Annotated in this window: 13 protein-coding genes; 3 read left to right on the top strand and 10 right to left on the bottom strand. The window is 71.1% G+C overall.

The window, feature by feature from the left end; genetic code table 11:
• The first annotated feature begins 28 nt into the window (after positions 1 to 28).
• Together pulA and FB157_RS02580 are read left to right on the top strand one after the other, a co-directional pair.
• Complete coding sequence (pulA, locus tag FB157_RS02585; protein ID WP_145875460.1) at positions 29 to 5,434, top strand: pullulanase-type alpha-1,6-glucosidase; 5,406 nt, start codon at positions 29 to 31, stop codon at positions 5,432 to 5,434.
• A gap of 33 nt (positions 5,435 to 5,467) precedes the next feature.
• Positions 5,468 to 5,830, top strand: a complete 363-nt coding sequence (locus FB157_RS02580; protein WP_145875458.1) for a 5-carboxymethyl-2-hydroxymuconate Delta-isomerase — start codon at positions 5,468 to 5,470, stop codon at positions 5,828 to 5,830.
• Positions 5,831 to 5,843: 13 nt separating this feature from the next.
• Here FB157_RS02580 and FB157_RS02575 read toward each other — a convergent pair whose 3' ends face one another.
• The 5 genes from FB157_RS02575 to FB157_RS02555 form a co-directional block, all read right to left on the bottom strand.
• Positions 5,844 to 6,533 carry a TetR/AcrR family transcriptional regulator gene (locus FB157_RS02575; RefSeq protein WP_145875457.1) on the bottom strand — a complete coding sequence of 230 codons (690 nt, stop codon included), beginning with the start codon at positions 6,531 to 6,533 and terminating at the stop codon, positions 5,844 to 5,846.
• A 68-nt stretch (positions 6,534 to 6,601) separates the two neighbouring features.
• Positions 6,602 to 7,651 carry a PDR/VanB family oxidoreductase gene (locus tag FB157_RS02570; protein ID WP_145875455.1) on the bottom strand — a complete coding sequence of 350 codons (1,050 nt, stop codon included), beginning with the start codon at positions 7,649 to 7,651 and terminating at the stop codon, positions 6,602 to 6,604.
• Positions 7,651 to 8,577 carry a metal-dependent hydrolase gene (locus tag FB157_RS02565; protein ID WP_145875453.1) on the bottom strand — a complete coding sequence of 309 codons (927 nt, stop codon included), beginning with the start codon at positions 8,575 to 8,577 and terminating at the stop codon, positions 7,651 to 7,653. The genes FB157_RS02570 and FB157_RS02565 overlap by 1 nt, the downstream gene beginning before the upstream one ends.
• 69 nt (positions 8,578 to 8,646) lie before the next feature.
• Entirely contained in the window at positions 8,647 to 10,569 is a 1,923-nt protein-coding gene (locus tag FB157_RS02560; protein WP_145875452.1) for a hypothetical protein, read from the bottom strand.
• 49 nt (positions 10,570 to 10,618) lie between these two features.
• Positions 10,619 to 11,137 (bottom strand): tetratricopeptide repeat protein, encoded by a 519-nt coding sequence (locus tag FB157_RS02555; RefSeq protein ID WP_145875450.1) that lies wholly within the window; start codon positions 11,135 to 11,137, stop codon positions 10,619 to 10,621.
• Positions 11,138 to 11,234: 97 nt separating this feature from the next.
• Here FB157_RS02555 and FB157_RS02550 point away from each other — a divergent pair, with 97 nt between their 5' ends.
• A complete protein-coding gene (locus FB157_RS02550; RefSeq protein WP_186581294.1) occupies positions 11,235 to 11,627 on the top strand; it encodes a hypothetical protein in 393 nt (130 codons plus the stop codon).
• Between the two features lie 112 nt (positions 11,628 to 11,739).
• On the opposite strand, the gene FB157_RS02545 is transcribed toward FB157_RS02550, so the two are convergent.
• From FB157_RS02545 to FB157_RS02525, 5 genes are all read right to left on the bottom strand, one after another.
• Positions 11,740 to 13,281 carry a DUF1996 domain-containing protein gene (locus FB157_RS02545; protein WP_145875448.1) on the bottom strand — a complete coding sequence of 514 codons (1,542 nt, stop codon included), beginning with the start codon at positions 13,279 to 13,281 and terminating at the stop codon, positions 11,740 to 11,742.
• A gap of 174 nt (positions 13,282 to 13,455) precedes the next feature.
• Positions 13,456 to 14,109 carry a response regulator transcription factor gene (locus tag FB157_RS02540; RefSeq protein ID WP_145875446.1) on the bottom strand — a complete coding sequence of 218 codons (654 nt, stop codon included), beginning with the start codon at positions 14,107 to 14,109 and terminating at the stop codon, positions 13,456 to 13,458.
• The gene (locus FB157_RS02535) at positions 14,094 to 15,365 is read right to left on the bottom strand and encodes a sensor domain-containing protein (RefSeq protein WP_145875444.1); all 1,272 of its coding nucleotides are present in this window, start codon (positions 15,363 to 15,365) and stop codon (positions 14,094 to 14,096) included. The genes FB157_RS02540 and FB157_RS02535 overlap by 16 nt, the downstream gene beginning before the upstream one ends.
• A gap of 52 nt (positions 15,366 to 15,417) precedes the next feature.
• On the bottom strand, positions 15,418 to 16,443 hold the full coding sequence (locus FB157_RS02530; protein ID WP_186581293.1) for an NAD-dependent epimerase/dehydratase family protein: 1,026 nt from the start codon (positions 16,441 to 16,443) through the stop codon (positions 15,418 to 15,420).
• A gap of 66 nt (positions 16,444 to 16,509) precedes the next feature.
• The gene (locus tag FB157_RS02525; protein WP_145875442.1) at positions 16,510 to 17,085 is read right to left on the bottom strand and encodes a winged helix-turn-helix domain-containing protein; all 576 of its coding nucleotides are present in this window, start codon (positions 17,083 to 17,085) and stop codon (positions 16,510 to 16,512) included.
• Between the last annotated feature and the right edge of the window lie 73 nt (positions 17,086 to 17,158).

Genomic DNA, 17,158 nt, shown 5'->3' with positions numbered 1-17,158 from the left:
GAGCCGCAATCGCAAGGAGTTCCCGCCTGTGATACCGAGATGGCCGGCGCCCCCGACGCGCCGAACCGCCCACGTCAGACGGGTCGCGGCCGTAGCTGTCGCCGCGCTCGCCGCCGCCCTCGTGACGCCGCTCGCGGCCCACGCGGACACCCCGCCCCCGCCCCCTTCGGACGCCAGGCTCGCGGCCCAGCCCGCCCGGCACGACGACACCCGCGAGCAGTTCTACTTCGTCATGCCGGACCGTTTCGCCAACGGTGACAGGTCCAACGACCGGGGCGGGCTGACCGGTTCACGCCTCAGCACCGGCTACGACCCCACCGACAAGGGCTTCTACCAGGGCGGCGACCTCAAGGGCCTGACCAAGCGGCTCGACTACATCAAGAACCTCGGCACCACGGCCATCTGGATGGCGCCGATCTTCAAGAACCGCCCGGTCCAGGGCACGGGCAGCAACGCCTCCGCCGGCTACCACGGCTACTGGATCACCGACTTCACCCAGGTCGACCCGCACTTCGGGACGAACAAGGACCTCCAGACCCTCATCTCCAAGGCGCACGCCAAGGGTATGAAGGTCTTCTTCGACGTCATCACCAACCACACCGCCGACGTCGTGGACTACAAGGAGAAGTCGTACGACTACCTCTCCAAGGGTGCCTTCCCGTACCTGACCGAGGACGGCCGGCCCTTCGACGACGCCGACTACGCCGACGGCAGCAGGAGATTCCCGGCCGTCGACGCGGACTCCTTCCCGCGCACGCCGAAGGTGACCAGCAGGAGCAAGGTTCCGGCCTGGCTCAACGACCCGACGATGTACCACAACCGGGGCGACTCGACGTACGCGGGCGAGTCCACCACCTACGGCGACTTCTCCGGCCTGGACGACCTGTGGACCGAGCGTCCCGAGGTCGTCCACGGCATGGAGAAGATCTACGAGCGCTGGGTGAAGGACTTCGGCGTCGACGGCTTCCGGATCGACACCGTCAAGCACGTGGACATGGACTTCTGGACCCAGTGGGCCACCGCGCTCGACAAGTACGCGGCCGCGCACGGGCGGAAGAACTTCTTCATGTTCGGCGAGGTGTACTCGGCGGACACGTCCATCACCTCCCCGTACGTCACCCAGGGCCGCCTGGACGCCACCCTGGACTTCCCCTTCCAGGACGCGGCCCGCTCCTACGCCTCCCAGGGCGGCAGCGCACAGCGGCTGGCGAGCGTCTTCGGTGACGACTACAAGTACACGACCGACAAGGCCAACGCGTACGAGCAGGTCACGTTCCTCGGCAACCACGACATGGGCCGCATCGGGTACTTCCTGAAGCAGGACAACCCGAAGGCCGGTGACGCCGAGATCCTGCGCAAGGACAGGCTCGCCAACGAGCTGATGTTCCTCAGCCGCGGCAACCCGGTCGTCTACTACGGCGACGAGCAGGGCTTCACCGGCTCCGGCGGTGACAAGGACGCCCGCCAGACGATGTTCGCCTCCAAGGTCGCCGACTACCTGGACGACGACGAGATCGGCACCGACCGCACCCACGCGAGCGACGCGTACGACACCAAGGCACCGCTCTACAAGGAGATCGCCGCCCTCTCGAAGCTCCGGAAGAACAACCCGGCGCTGACGGACGGTGTCCAGACGGAGCGGTACGCGGCCGACGGGGCCGGCGTCTACGCCTTCACCCGTACGGACGCGAAGACCGGCGCCGAGTACGTCGTCGCCTTCAACAACGCCGACAGCGAGAAGTCCGCGACCTTCGCCACCGGGTCGGCGGACATGGCGTACCAGGGTGTCTACGGCACCTCCGGCACGGTGAAGTCCGATGCCGACCGCAAGCTCGCGGTCACCGTCCCGGCGGGTTCCGCCGTGGTCCTCAAGGCCACCGGCAGCCTCGCCGCGCCCGCCGCCAAGCCGGCCGTGACGCTGAAGGCCCCGGCCGCCGGAGCCACCGGCACGGTCGACGTCACCGCGGACGTCGACGGCGGTCAGCTCGACCGCGTGGTCTTCGCCGCCCAGGTCGGCAACGGCGCGTGGAAGACGCTCGGCTCCGCCGACCACGCCCCCTACAAGGTCACCCAGGCCATCGGCAAGGACGTACCCGCCGGGACCGCCCTGCGCTACAAGGCGGTCGTGATCGACTCGGCCGGGCGCACCGCGAGCACCCTGGCGAGCAGCACCACCGGCACCCCGGCGGCCCCCGAGGTCCCCACGGCCTCCTCCCGGGACTACGCGATCGTCCACTACAAGCGCACCGACGGCGACTACGACAACTGGGGCCTGTACGCCTGGGGCGACCTCGCCGACGGCGAGTCGACCAGCTGGCCGAACAGCCACCCCTTCACCGGCCGCGACGCCTACGGTGCCTTCGCCTACGTCAAGCTGAAGCCGGGCGCCTCGAACGTCGGCTTCCTGGTCATCGACAAGGACGGCAACAAGGACGTCTCCGCCGACCGGACCATCGACGTCACCAAGACGGGTGAGGTCTGGGTCGAGCAGGGCAAGACGGACGTCCTCACGCAGCGGCCCGACTACCCCGCGCAGGACAAGACCAAGGCGGTCATCCACTACCACCGCGCCGACGGGAACTACGACGGCTGGGGCCTGCACGACTGGACGGGTGCCGCGAACCCCACCGACTGGTCGAACCCGCTGAAGCCGGTGAAGACTGATGCCTATGGCGCGGTCTTCGAGGTGCCACTCACCGAGGGTGCCACCAGCCTCAGCTACATCATCCACAAGGGCGACGACAAGGATCTCCCCGCCGACCAGTCGCTGGACCTCAAGTCCAACGGCTACGAGGTGTGGCTGTTGAACGGCCAGGAGAAGTACCTGCTGCCGCAGCCCGCGGGCAGCGCGGCCGCCCTCGACCTGACCACGTCCAAGGCGGTCTGGATCGACCGGGACACGGTCGCCTGGAACGGCGTCGACGGCGCCGTCTCCACCCAGCTGCTCTACTCCCACGACGGCTCCATCGCCGTCAAGGACGGGGCGCTGACCAGCGACGACGAGCGGTGGCTGCGGCTGACGAAGACCACCCTCACCGACGCCCAGAAGGCGAAGTTCCCGCACCTGAAGGACTACACCGCCTGGTCCGTCGACCCGCGTGACCGCGACCGGGTCCGCTCGGCGCTCGGCGGACAGCTCGTGGCCTCGCAGCGCGCGGCGAACGGTGCCGTGCTGGCCGCGACCGGGGTGCAGATCGCCGGCGTGCTGGACGACCTGTACTCCGGCGCGACGAAGAGCAGCCTCGGCCCGGTCTTCCACGACGGGCGGCCGACCCTGTCTGTGTGGGCTCCGACGGCACAGTCGGTCCACCTGGACCTGGCCGGCACGGCCGTGAAGATGCACCGCAACGCCACCACCGGCGTCTGGTCCGTCACCGGCCCCGCGTCCTGGAAGGGCAAGCCCTACCGGTACGTCGTGAAGGTCTGGGCGCCCAGCGTCCGCAAGGTGGTCACCAACAAGGTCACCGACCCGTACTCGGTCGCGCTCACCGCGAACTCCGAGCGCAGCCTGGTCGTCGACCTGAACGACAGGTCCCTCGCCCCGAGCGGCTGGACGGGTCTGCACAAGCCCAGGGCCGTACCGCTGAAGGACGCGCAGATCCAGGAGCTGCACATCCGGGACTTCTCGGTCGCCGACAAGACCGTCCCGGCGAAGGACCAAGGCACCTACCTGGCCTTCACCGACAAGAACAGCGACGGCTCCAGGCACCTGCGGCAGCTGGCGAAGTCGGGCACCTCGTACGTGCACCTGCTGCCCGCCTTCGACATCGCCACCATCCCCGAGAAGAAGGCCGACCAGGCGACCACCGACTGCGACCTGGCCTCCTACCCGGCCGACTCCGACAAGCAGCAGGAGTGCGTGGCGAAGATCGCCGCGAAGGACGCCTTCAACTGGGGCTACGACCCGTACCACTACACGGTCCCCGAGGGCTCGTACGCCACGGACCCGGACGGCACCGCCCGTACGGTCCAGTTCCGCAGGATGGTCAAGGCGCTCAACGACGACGGCCTGCGGGTCGTGATGGACGTCGTCTACAACCACACGGCGGCCAGCGGCCAGGCGGACACCTCCGTCCTGGACAAGGTCGTGCCCGGCTACTACCAGCGGCTCCTCGCCGACGGCAGCGTGGCCAACAGCACCTGCTGCGCCAACACCGCGCCCGAGAACGCGATGATGGGCAAGCTGGTCGTGGACTCGATCGTCACCTGGGCCAAGGAGTACAAGGTCGACGGGTTCCGTTTCGACCTCATGGGCCACCACCCGAAGGCCAACATCCTGGCGGTGCGCAAGGCCCTCGACGCGCTGACCCTCGAGAAGGACGGCGTCGACGGCAAGAAGATCATCCTGTACGGCGAGGGCTGGAACTTCGGAGAGGTCGCGAACGACGCCCGGTTCGTGCAGGCCACGCAGCAGAACATGGCCGGCACCGGGATCGCCACCTTCTCCGACCGCGCCCGTGACGCCGTGCGCGGTGGCGGCCCCTTCGACTCGGACCCCGGCGTCCAGGGATTCGCGTCCGGGCTCTACACCGACCCCAACGGATCCACGGCGAACGGCACCTCGGCCGAGCAGAAGGCCCGGCTGCTGCACTACCAGGACCTGATCAAGGTCGGTCTGACCGGCAACCTGAAGTCCTTCGCCTTCACCGACACCGACGGCAAGCAGGTCAAGGGCTCCGAGGTCGACTACAACGGCTCGCCCGCCGGATACGCGGACGCACCCGGCGACGCCCTCGCCTACGTGGACGCGCACGACAACGAGTCGCTGTTCGACGCCCTCACCTACAAGCTGCCCAAGGACACCCCGGCGTCCGACCGGGCCCGGATGCAGGTGCTGGCGATGGCCACGGCCGCCCTCTCGCAGGGGCCGTCCCTCTCCCAGGCGGGCACCGACCTGCTGCGCTCGAAGTCGCTGGACCGCAACTCCTTCGACAGCGGCGACTGGTTCAACGCCATCCACTGGAACTGCGCGGACGGCAACGGCTTCGGACGAGGGCTGCCGATGGCGGCCGACAACCAGTCCAAGTGGACCTACGCCAAGCCGCTGCTCGGCGCGGTGAAGGTGGGCTGCCCGCAGATCACGGGTGCCTCGGCCGCCTACCAGGACCTGCTGAGGATCCGTACGACGGAGAAGGCGTTCTCCCTCGGCACGGCCGCGCAGGTGCAGGACCGGCTGTCCTTCCCGCTGTCCGGCAAGGACGAGACGCCGGGTGTGATCACCATGCGGCTCGGTGACCTGGTCGTGGTCTTCAACGCCACCCCGCAGCAGCAGGACCAGCGGATCGGCACCCTCGCCGGGACGGCCTACCGGCTGCACCCGGTGCAGGCGGCCGGCACGGACGCGGTGGTGAAGAACTCCTCCTACGCGGCCGACTCGGGCACGTTCACCGTACCCGCGCGGACGGTGGCGGTCTTCACCCGGGCGGCGAAGTAGGGTCGGCCCCGTCGCCCCAGAACAGGAGAGCTCATGCCGCAGATCACCGTCGACTACTCGAACACGATGGAGGCCGCCTTCGACCGCGCCGGTTTCGCACGGGCGCTGCACGAGGCGACCGTGGAGATCGCGGCGGCCAAGCCGGAGGCCTGCAAGACGCAGTTCCGGCCGGGCGCACTCACGGCGTACGGGTACGAGGACCCGGCGGAGCACGGGCACGCCATCGTGCACGTGACCATCGGGCTCCTCGCCGGCCGCAGCGACGAGACGAAGGCGAGGCTCACGGAGACCGTGCTGGAGCTGCTCCGGGGGCATGTGGCGGACAAGCGCTTCGCCCTGCACGCCTCCGCCGAGATCCGCGACCTGGATCCGTCGTACCGGAAGTTCGACCGGTAGCGGTCCGCGCTCCTCAGGGCGCCAGGAACAGCAGCCGGCCGACGAGCTCCGCGAAGGGCCCGTCGGCCGGCTCGTCCTCGGCCATGGTGCGCAGCAGGGCGGCCATGTCCGTGTCGTAGGCGGCGCTCACCGCCGTCAGGGCGGCGAAGTCGTGCACGAGCTGCAGCTCCAGCTCGGCGCGCGGGATGCGGCGGCCGTCCAGCCAGATCAGCGCCGTCGACTCGGCGAGCGAGATCCAGGAGCGGACGACCAGTTCCATGCGCGGGGATGCCTCGGTGACGCCCAGATGCGCCAGGATCTGCTCGTAGGCGGCCTGCCGTACGGAGTCGATGAGGGCGTTGGTCGTCGAGGAGCCGACGGCCGGGCCGCCGCGCATCAGAGCCGAGAAGCCGGGCCCGTGCTCGTCCACGAAGTCGAAGAAGCGGCGCATCACGCGCAGCAGCCGGGCGCCGAGCGAACCCTCGTGCGGCTCCGCGAAGCGGGCCGACAGATCCTCCGAGGCGCGCTTCAACGCGGCCTCGTACAGGCTGAGTTTGCCGGGAAAGTAGTGATAGACGAGCGGGCGCGAGATGCCCGCCGCCGACGCTATCTCGTCGATCGAGACCTCGTCGGGCGAACGGCGGCTGAACAGGTCGAGTGCGACACCGATCAGCTGCTGCCGCCGCTCCTCTACGCCCATCCTGCGGCGAACCCCGGTACTCATGCGGACACCTTACCGATCGAATCCGGCCTGGAACGGGCCGGACCAGCGCCGGTGTTCACACGAGTCCGTCACATGTCCAGCACAAGTCGCTCACTTATGGCCCGTGACACACAGATGAGCATCGAGTCGGTACGCTCCGCATCCGTCAGCAGCTCGTCCCGGTGGTCCACCTCGCCCTCGACCACCCGCTGTTGGCAGGTCCCGCAGAAGCCCTGCTCGCAGGAGTAGGCGGTGTCGGGCAGTGCGCGGCGCACGGCGGCCAGCACGGTGGAGCCCGCGGGGACCGGCAACGTCCGTCCGGTGCGCCGCAGCTCCACCTCGAACGCGTGGTTGCCGTCGGCCGACGTGCGCGGCGCGAACCGCTCCAGGTGCAGCGTGGCACCCTCGGGCAGCCGTGCCTCCACCGCCTCCATCAGGCCCTCCGGGCCACAGCAGTAGACGGCGGTCCCCTCCGGAACACCCGCGAACAGCGCCTCCAGGTCCGGCCGTCCGTCCTCGTCCTCGGCGACCAGCGTCAGCCGGTCCCCGGCGAGCCCCCGCACCTCCTCCAGGAACGGCATCGAGGCCCGCGTCCGCCCGCCGTACAGCAGCCGCCAGTCCGTGCCGTCCGGCAGGGCCCGCAGCATGGGCAGGACCGGTGTGATGCCGATGCCGCCGGCGACGAAGACGTACGAGGGGGCCTCGACCAGCGGGAAACGGTTCCTCGGCCCGCGCACCTCCAGCTCCATGCCCTCGGTGAGCTGCTCGTGCACCTCGCGCGAGCCACCCCGGCCGCCCTCGACCAGCCGGGTGGCCACCGTGTAGGAGGACCCGTCCTCCGGGTCCCCGCACAGCGAGTACTGCCGTACGAGCCCCGACGGCAGCACCAGGTCGAGATGTGCGCCGGGCTCCCAGCGCGGCAATCCGCCGCCTTCCAGGCGCAGTTGCACGACCCCGTCGGCGACCGTCTCGTGCCCGGTGAGCAGCAGCCGCAGCGCCCGCGAGCGGGGGCGGCCGGAGACAGGCGGGTCCAGCGCGGGCAGCGGCCACAGCGGCGAGACCCGGACGCGGCGGCGCAGGGCCCGCCGGGTCAGCAGGGCGGCGCCCGCGACGAGCGCGACGGTGCGCAGCTTCGGCATCACGACCCTGTCTTTTCGGCCGCGAGCGCGGCGGGGGAGGAGGCCAGGTAGGCCACCGCCTGGGCGGTGGAGCCTTCCTGGGAGGGGTGGTAGGCGTGGCTCAGGTAGCGCGGGATGGACCTGAGCATGGCACCGGTCGTGGGCAGGGTGCCCCGGCGGCCGCTCCGGTGGAACTCCTTGAAGGAGGCCTTGCCGTCCACCAGGGTGGGGTCGTTCTCCATGAAGAAGCGGGTCCCGCGCTGCCACAGGAACACCAGCGCGCTGAAGGCCGTCGCCCAGGTGCGCACCCGGCGCCGGTAGCTGCCGTCGACATGCATGAACAGGTCGAAGGCGACGGAGCGGTGCTCGACCTCCTCGGCACCGTGCCAGCGCAGCAGGTCCAGCATGGTCGGGTCGGCGCCGCGCCGGTCCAGTTCGGCGGCGTTGAGCACCCAGTCGCCGAGGAAGGCGGTGTAGTGCTCGATGGCCGCGATCAGCGCGACCCGCTCCAGCAGCCACCAGCGGCGCGCCCTGCCCGGCGATGGGGGTACCACCCACGCGTTGAGCAGTGGGGGAGTGCGGTCGCCGAGCAGCTTCTCGAAGAACCAGTCGACCTGCGCGGTGTACGGCGTCGGGTCGAGCCCCTGCTCCCTCAGATGCGGCAGGACCTCGTCATGGGCCTGGGAGTGCATCGCCTCCTGCCCGATGAAACCGACGACGTCCTCGCGGAGCCGGTCGTCCCGGATGAGCGGCAGCACCTGCTTGTACACATGCACGAACCACCGCTCGCCGGCGGGCAGCAGCAGGTGCAGCACGTTGATTGTGTGCGTGGTGAACGGGTCGCCGGGCACCCAGTGCAGCGGTGTGTCCTCCCAGGAGAAGGACACGTTGCGGGCCTTGAGCGGTATGCGCTCGGACTCCACCGGCCGGGCCTGCGTGTTAGACATGGCGTCAATGTACTGACGGGTAGGTCATCTGAGAACCCCCGTGCGGCACCTTGTTGACGCGAGTGTCAGCTAGCGCAGTCCGCCGACCTGCCGGCCGTCCTTCAGGGTTCCCTTCAGCTGTGCCTGCGCCCCCTGTTCGGCCCGGGCCACCAGCAGCGGTCCCGGACCGGACGCGGTGACCCCGCCCGTCGCCCGGATCGACGCGGTGTCCTGGCTGCCCGCGGCCAGCAGGTACCAGTTCCCGGCACGGGACTTCCACAGCACCCCGGCCAGCACATGCGGGTCGCGCGGACCGCAGGACCGTGGGTCCGTGCCCTTGGCCACGACAGCGCCGACCGGCCCGCCCGGGGTCCGGAACTGGGCCATTGCGGCCGTACCGTCGCCGCGCCAGGTCTCGGCCCTGGTGCACACCCACTCGGCCGCCCCGCTCCCGTCGGGCAACGGCTGGCTCGCGAACGCCCAGGCGTTGACGCTGCGCACCCCCGCGGATCGCTCCGCGGAGAGCGAGCAGGCGAACGGCGCCCAGGCGCGCAGGCCCTCCGCGCCGGACGCCTCACCCGTGGCGCCCGGACGTCCGGCGGTGAGGTGGACCGGGACCAGCTCACCGAGGTCCGTGGCGAGCCGAGTGCCGGAGGCGTCGGTCAGCTGGAGCACGTGCCACGAGGTGCAGCTGCCGGGCTGCAGGGCGGAGCTGGCCATCGGTGTGGTGACGCCGTCGCTGACGGTGAGGGGTGCCGCGGCCGCGGCCGGCTTCGTCAGGTCCCGCTCGGCGGCCTTCTTCACCCAAGGGGCGATCAGATAACGGACGTTGCCGTCGGAGCGGCCGAGCACCAGCACGCTCGCCTCGGCGCCGGTCGCGCCGTCGACGCGGGCGAAGTCGAGGGCGGCGCCCGCGGTGCCGTCCGTGGGCTCGGCGTAGCGGACGATGCGCAGGCCGTCGTAGAGGACCGCCACGCGCGCGTTGTCCACCTCGCCCGCGTACAGCAGCTGGGGCGGGCCGGCCGGGGCGCCGGTCTGGGTGCCGGGGGTGGCGGAGACGCGGACCGTCTCTCCGGGCCGGGCCCAGACGGCGAGGGCGCGGCGCAGCAGGGCCTCGTCGCCGGTGAGGGGGCCGCGCGCGGGCCACACGGAGAAGTCGTCGCGGGCCGCCGACTCCCACGCGGTCGGGGCGACGCGGGTGAGCTTGCCGGGGTCCAGGGCGGCCTCGGCCGCCGGGTTCTCCGCGTAGACGGGTGCGGCGGCGCCGTCGGGACCCCAGCCGCCGCCCGGCATGGCCACCAGCGCCCCGCACACCGCGAGCGCGGCCGCCGCGGCGAGCGCGGCCTTGGTGTGCTGGCGGCGGCGCATCAGGTCGGTGGGGCGGGCCTGCAGACAGCAGGGGTCGAACTCGGGGGAGGCGAGCAGGGCGTCCTGCGCGGGTACCCCGTTGGCCTCCGCCAGTGCGGACTCGGGACGGTCGACCCCGGCGGACTTGAGGATCCTGCGGATGTCCGCGTCGGGCAGCTTCTCCAGGCCGCGCAGCCCGTAGGCGGCACGGGCCGGGCCGGACAGGGTGGACAGCCGCTGGTCCAGGGCCAGCTCGTCGGCGCCGCCGGAGCGCGGGAACAGGCGCAGTCCCCACACCTGGGGGAGCAGCGGCGGCAGCTGGGAGAGCCGCGGCAGGCCCTTGCGGGGGCGGGCCGCCTCCAGCGCCGCACGCAGGACCCGCAGCCGCAGGAACGCGTACCCGGGGTCGCCCTCCCGGCCCGTGGACTGGGCCGGGATCACGGACGTCTGCTTGCGGCCCCGGGGCAGGGCGCGCTGGACCAGTGCGTGGGCCGTCAGTACCCGGCGGCTGCGGCCGAGGGCCGGCGGCAGCACCAGGTGGGCGAGCCGGACCAGCCGTGGGTAGTGCTCGACGAGCGCTGCCTCGGCCTGTTCGACGTCGACGACCGGGCCGGTGGCCCCGGCGGAGGAGGGTGCGTGACGCTGGGCTACATCCTGTGACTGCACGTCCGGGAGAACGAGTGAGCCGTTGATTGGTCACCGCCAAGCGGGTGACTCACTCCTCCGGTTCGACCAGCAGCCGCGCGTAGTTGGCCATCGACCGCTGGTAGCGGGGCAGATGAGGGGCGAGGGCGCCGAGCACGAGGGAGAGGCCCTCGCGGTCGCGGCCCAGGCTGGACAGGCACAGGGCGAGGCAGCCCCGTACCGCGTCGTCCAACTCGTCGGAGGGCGCGTCCAGTTCGGGGGTGAGGAGCTTGACGCCCTCCTCGGCCTGCCCGATGTTCCGCAGGGAGGACGACAACTGGATCTTGGCCCGGCGCCCCTTGTAACCGCTCAGCCCGCCTGCCAGTGCCTCCCGGTACAGCGGCGCCGCCTTGTCCGAGTGCCCGGTGGAGTCCCAGGCGCAGGCCTGCTCGAACGGGGCCAGCGGACTGCCCTCGGGCAGCTCGGCGACGAGCTCGCCGATCAGGGCGCGGAACTCGGCCGCCCGCTCCTCGGGGTACTCGTCGAAGGTCGCCCAGGCGGCGGTCACGCGGTCTTCCCAGTCTTGGTTCACCGGGTCACCCTCGCACACCTGTGCACACCTCGGTAGCGGATTTGAGCGCACCGCGACCCGCAGCCGTATCCGAAGGGGCTGGGGCATGCTTGGCCCACCAGGACCGGAGGAACGGATGAGGTTGACGCGACTGATGATCGGCGCCGCTGCGGCACTGACCCTGGCGGGCTGCGGGTCGGGCGGCGGCACGAAGGCGGTGCCGCCCACCGCCACGGGCAGTCTGGAGAGCCTGGCCGCCGAGGTGAAGTGCAAGCCGAACATGCAGACCGACGCCGACGAGATCCGCCAGGCCATCTGCAAGAACACCGACGGGCAGTTCATCCTCGCCACCTTCGCCACCGACCGCGGCCAGCGCGAGTGGATCAACGACGCGAAGGACTACGGCGGTTTCTACCTCGTCGGCCGCAAGTGGGTCGCCGTCGGCGACGACGGGGTCGTCAAGGCGCTGCGCGGCACGCTCGGCGGTGACCTCGAGGTGGGCACGGACCACCACGCGCACAGCGGCTGACCTGTCCGGGGCACGAGGAAGACGCGGCACAGGACAAGACGGAGCACAAGAAAAGCGGGCGGTGGGAGATTCCCACCGCCCGCTTTCCCAGGGGGGTGTCACCACGTGGTCGCTACGCGCATCGCTGACCGTTGTTGATGCAGTTCGCGATCTTGTTCGCCAGGCCGCCGGTCGTGACGCTGATGAAGTCGTCGTGGTCGGTGGCCGGCTTGTGGAGCTGCTCCGGGAAGCCGTCCACCGCGTAGGCGTTCTTCACCTGACCGTTCTGAATGGTCGGCGGGGTGATGTTGTACACCAGGCGCATCGTCAGCTGCGGGATCGCCTTGAAGCCGTTCCCGCAGACACCGCTCGCCGGGTCGGCGAAGGCCACGTGCGTGCGGTGGTTGGCGCTGTCGATGTTCTGGCCGTCCCAGCAGCTCTGGAAGGCGAACGTACGCACCACCTTGCTGCCCTGCGGGCAGATCGGGTACTGCGACGTCAGCTGCACCTTGTTCTCGAAGCCGGTGCAGCTCCAGTGCGCGTTGGCGTTGGCCAGACCGTTGGTGGTGGTCTTGGCGTCACCGGTGATGATGCGCAGGAACTGCGGCATCGCGACGACCTTGCTGGCCGGGCTGCCGACGTACTTGATCTGCGCCGAGACCGGCGTCAGGATCTTGCCGACGTTGCCTTCCTTGCCACCGCCGTCCTTGTTCTGGTCGAAGTCCTGCGTGCCGTCCTGCACGCGGACCACCGGCCAGTAGTACGACGACAGGTCGTTCCGGTTCTGGCAGCTGGTGCCGCCCTGCAGGAACGTCTGGTTGCTGGAGAACGCGTTGACCTTCTGGTTGCCGACGTAGTCGTGCAGGTGGTGCGCGCCGTTGGCCACGCCGGGCGCCACGATCACGTTGTCGGTGTTGTGGTTCTTGTTCGCGTTCACACCGCAGCGGGTGGTGAAGGTGCCGGTCGAGGCGTTGTTGCCGCGCACCGGCTTGCCCTGGACGTTCGCGGCGACCTTCGTGATGTCCACGAAGTCGGCCGCGACCGGGCCGTTGCCGGCCTGTCCGCCGATGTTCTGCTGCTGCCCGCCGGCCTGCTGCTGACCACCGTTCTGCTGCTGGCCACCGTTCTGCTGCTGCTGGCCACCGGTGTTCTGCTGCTGTCCGCCGTTCTGCTGCTGACCACCGGCGGTGGTCTGGTTGGCGGTCTGCGTCGTACAGGCGGCGAGCTGCTTGAGCGAGTTGTCGAAGGAACCGCCGACCCGCTGGATGTCGATCCTGATCCGGTCGATCGTCGCTGCCCGCTTCTCCTTGAGGGGCCCGACGATCGCGTTCTGCACGAAGCTCGGATCGTTCGTCTGCGACTGCCGGGTGGAGGCGAGCCTGGAGTAGGCCTCGGTGATCTGCTTGTCGAGGTTCGCCAGCTCCATCGCCACGCCCTGGCGGGCCTGGTTCGGCACGTTCGTCAGCTTCTGGCCGACGTCCGGGCAGGAGATCGTAGCGACCTGCGCCGTCGCGGCCTTGGTCTGGTTGCCTCCCCACGACTGGTTGTTCGACTCGTGCGCCGAGGCGTAGAAGTTCGCCCAGATCAGCCCGCCCCCACCGAGCGCTAGGGCCGCCGATGCGGCTATGGCCTTGGTGGCCAGCGGCGTACGGCGTTTTCGTGTGTTGCGTCCCATGGAACTCCTCTGACTTCCTTGCGGGGCAGCATCGGGGCGCCCGACAGGAGTGAAGCGGCGTCCATCCATACGGACGCCGCCTCAGAGGTGTTCAGCCGTCTCACAAATTAGTCAGAGGATTACCCCGCAGCAGGGGTTCAAATGCCCCCTGAGCAGCGGAAGTTGAATTTTCGCTCAACGGTCGCGGTCGAGGTGGGCGAGCACGGCCAGAACGCGCCGATTGTCGTCGTCCGACACCTCGAGGCCCAGTTTGCCGAAGATGTTGGAGGTGTGTTTGGCGATGGCCCGTTCCGTCACCACCAGTTGGGCCGCGATGGCCGCGTTGGACCGGCCCTGCGCCATCAGCTCCAGCACCTCCCGCTCCCGCGGGGTGAGGTTGCCGAGCGGCCGGTCGTCGGCCGCCCGCCGCGACAGCAGCTGCTGGATCACCTGCGGGTCCATCGCCGTGCCGCCCGCGGCCACCCGCCGTACGGCGTCCACGAACTGGTCGGCGTCGAAGACCCGGTCCTTGAGCAGATAGCCCACTCCGCCGGTGCCGTCGGCGAGCAGCTCCCGCGCGTACAGCTGCTCCACGTGCTGGGAGAGGACCAGCACCGGCAGCCCGGGCCGCTCCCGCCTCGCCTGCAGCGCGCACTGCAGCCCTTCGTCGGTGTGCGTGGGCGGCAGCCGTACGTCGACCACGGCGACGTCCGGCTGCGACTCGGCCAGCGCCCGGGTGAGTTCGGGCCCGGACTCGACGGCCGCCGCGATCTCGAAGCCGTAGGCCTCCAGCAGCCGGACCAGTCCGTCGCGCAGCAGGAAGAGGTCTTCGGCTAGGACAACACGCACGGGATCTCCATGGTCACCAGGGTGGGACCGCCCGCGGGGCTGCTGACGGCCAGGACGCCGTCGAATGTACCGAGCCGCCGCTCCACGCCGGCGAGCCCGGAGCCCGCCCCGATCGCGGCACCGCCCCTGCCGTTGTCGGTGACCGTGATCCGCAGCGTGGTGCCGGCGTGGTGCAGGTCCACCCAGAGCCGGTCGGCACCGGAGTGCTTGACGGCGTTGGTGAGCACCTCGCTGACCGCGAAGTAGGCGGCCGACTCGACGGGCGCGTCCGCGCGGCCGGACAGCTCCACGCTCACCTCGCTCGGCAGGGGCAGCCGCAGCGCCAACGCCCGCACGGCGTCCCCGAGTCCGCGCTCGGCCAGCACCGGCGGATGGATGCCGCGGACCAGGTCGCGCAGTTCCTCCAGGGCCTCCACCGAGTTCCGGCGGGCCTGGGAGAGGAGCTGCCTGGCCTGCGCCGGGTCCCTGTCCAGCAGCATCTCGATCGTGCCGAGGTCCATGCCCATCGCGACCAGCCGGGCCTGCGCCCCGTCGTGCAGGTCCCGTTCGATGCGGCGCAGCTCGGCGGCCGAGGTGTCCACGGCGTCGCGCCGGGTCTCGGTCAACACACGTACCCGCTCGGCGAGTTCCTTCTGGCCTGCGCCGAGGACGGCCCGGGTGAGCCGGAAGTGGACCGTCAGCAGGCGCGGGGTGAGGCGGTAGGCGGCGACCAGCAGGACCGCGCCGGTGGCGGCGGCGCCGAACGCGGACGGCTGGCCGGTGACCGGCACGAAGCCGTACCAGTACGTCCCGTCCTTCGCGACCACCCGCCACAGCCCGGCCGCCACCGCGAATCCCTCGAAGGGGTAGAAGAGCAGGACGGCCGGCAGCAGCGCCGTCACGAAACCGGCCGTCATGTCCACCGGCAGCCACAGCACGTCCCGCCGGACCTGCGGGTCGCGCAGCAGGGCGAGGGTCCGCGTCCACGGGTTGGCGCCCGCGGGGACCGGCCGGTAGGCCGACGGTATCCGTATCCCGCACCACTCGGCCGCGAGTTCCCGGCGCTTGTCCGCGAGGGCCCGCACCGCGGCCAGGACCGGCGGAGTCGTGACGATGCCGACGCCGAGCGGGACGAACGCGACGGAGACGAGGGCCAGGACCAGGAACAGCACCGAGAGGGGCAGCACGGCCACGGCCAGCGCGAGTCCCTGCACGGCGGCCAGCAGTACCTCTCGGGTCCGCGCCCGGGCACGGCCACTCTTCGGTTCGGTGTTCATGCCGTAAGTCTCGCCGACCCGTGGGCCCCGGTCAGTGGGCCGAAGACCCATGTCAGGGGGTGGTGCCGGCTACACCCCCGCCCGCTGCCAGCACCTTCGCCTCCACCTCCGGGGCCAGGCCGTTGCCCGTCCGGTCCGGGCGCTGCGGCGCGGTGCCGCCGATCTCCGTGAGCCAGCGCCAGGTGTCCGCGACGGTCTCGCCGGCCGGCCGGCACACCAGTCCCGTGGCCAGCGCGCGGGACACGTCCGCGCGGTGCACCGCGTCGTACATCTCGCCGCCGGGCGGCACCCACACCGGCAGATCGGTCCACGGCTCGATCCCGGCGTCCAGGATCACCTCCGGGTCGGTCCAGCGCAGTTCGGCGTCCGCGCCGGTGACGTCGACGCACGCCCGCAGCAGCTCACCCATCGTGGTGTGGCCGGGCGGGCTCACCAGGTTGCAGGGCCCGCTCAGTTTCTGATCCACCGCGCCCAGGAGCCAGTCGGCGAGGTCGCGCACGTCGATGTACTGCACCGGCAGCTCGCGCGGGCCGGGTGCCAGGACCGGGCCGCCGCGGGCGATCCGGGTCAGCCACCAGGGGAGTCTGCCGACGTTCTCGTACGGGCCGAGGATCAGCCCGGCCCGCACCAGCAGCGAGCCGTCCGCGCCGAAGGCCTCCACGGCGGCCAGTTCACCGCCCCGTTTGTCGCGTGCGTAGTCGGTCGCCTCCGCGTCGGCGGCGGCTCCTTCCACCAGCGCGGTGTCCTCGCCGGCTCCCGCGGGCCAGGGCCAGGAGTACACCGACCGGCTGGAGACGTACACGTACCGTCCGGCGCGGCCCCGCAGCAGCCGTGCCGCCTCGTGCACGGCACGCGGCGCGGCCGACCAGGTGTCGACCACGGCGTCCCAGGTGCCGTCGTCCGCGGCGAGGGCGGCCAGGCCGCCGGCGGTGGTGCGGTCGCCGTGCAGCGACCGCACCCCCTCGGGAGGCCGGTGCCGCCCCCGGTGGAAGACGGTCACCTCCCAGCCGCGCCCGAGCGCGGCCTCCACGACGGCCCGCCCCACGAACTCCGTACCGCCCAGCACGAGAAGTCTCATGCCGGGGAGCGTGCCCGGTACGGGCCCGGGAGGGAAGGGCTGTCTGCCGTCGGCAGACAGGCCGGGTCAACGCCCGGTCGGCGGGGTGTACTTGTAGCCGACCCGGCGCACGGTCTGGATCGTCTGGCGGTGCTGGGCGCCCAGCTTGCGGCGCAGCCGGGCGACGTGGACGTCGACGGTGCGGCCGTCGCCGACGTGGCCGTACCCCCACACGGTGGTGACCAGCTGGTCGCGGGTGTGCACCCGGTGCGGGTGCGCCACCAGGTGTGCGAGCAGCTCGAACTCCAGGTAGGTGAGGTCGAGTTCGAGTCCGTCGACGCTCGCGGTGCGCTGCACGGAGTCGATTTGTACCAGCGGGTCGCCGTCCGCCTGCGCGACCGCCTCCGGCTGGTCCGGCACCGCGACCGGCAGGAACGGGGGCCGCTGGTCGGCCGGGACCAGCACCAGGTAGCCGACCATCGGCGGCTGGCCGGGCAGGGCGGGCAGGCTGTGCTGCGGCGCGGGCAGCCAGGTGGCGCCCGGCGGCAGGAACTCCGCCACGTTTACGACCTCGTCCCGGTCGACGGCCCGCAGCCGGTGCCGGGTGCCGCTCTGGGCCTGGGGGGTGAGGGTGGCGGTGGAGAGAGAACGAGTGGTCGCCATGAGAGGTCAGCTCTTTCGCGCGAGAAGTTCGTCGGGCAGGACGACGGCCGCGATTCGTGGTCGGGCGCGCCGG

The sequence above is a fragment of the Streptomyces sp. BK340 genome (assembly GCF_007827595.1).
Classification (GTDB): domain Bacteria; phylum Actinomycetota; class Actinomycetes; order Streptomycetales; family Streptomycetaceae; genus Streptomyces.
The sequence above is the reverse complement of the archived record's forward strand: the minus strand, read 5'-3'. Positions and strand labels throughout refer to the sequence as shown.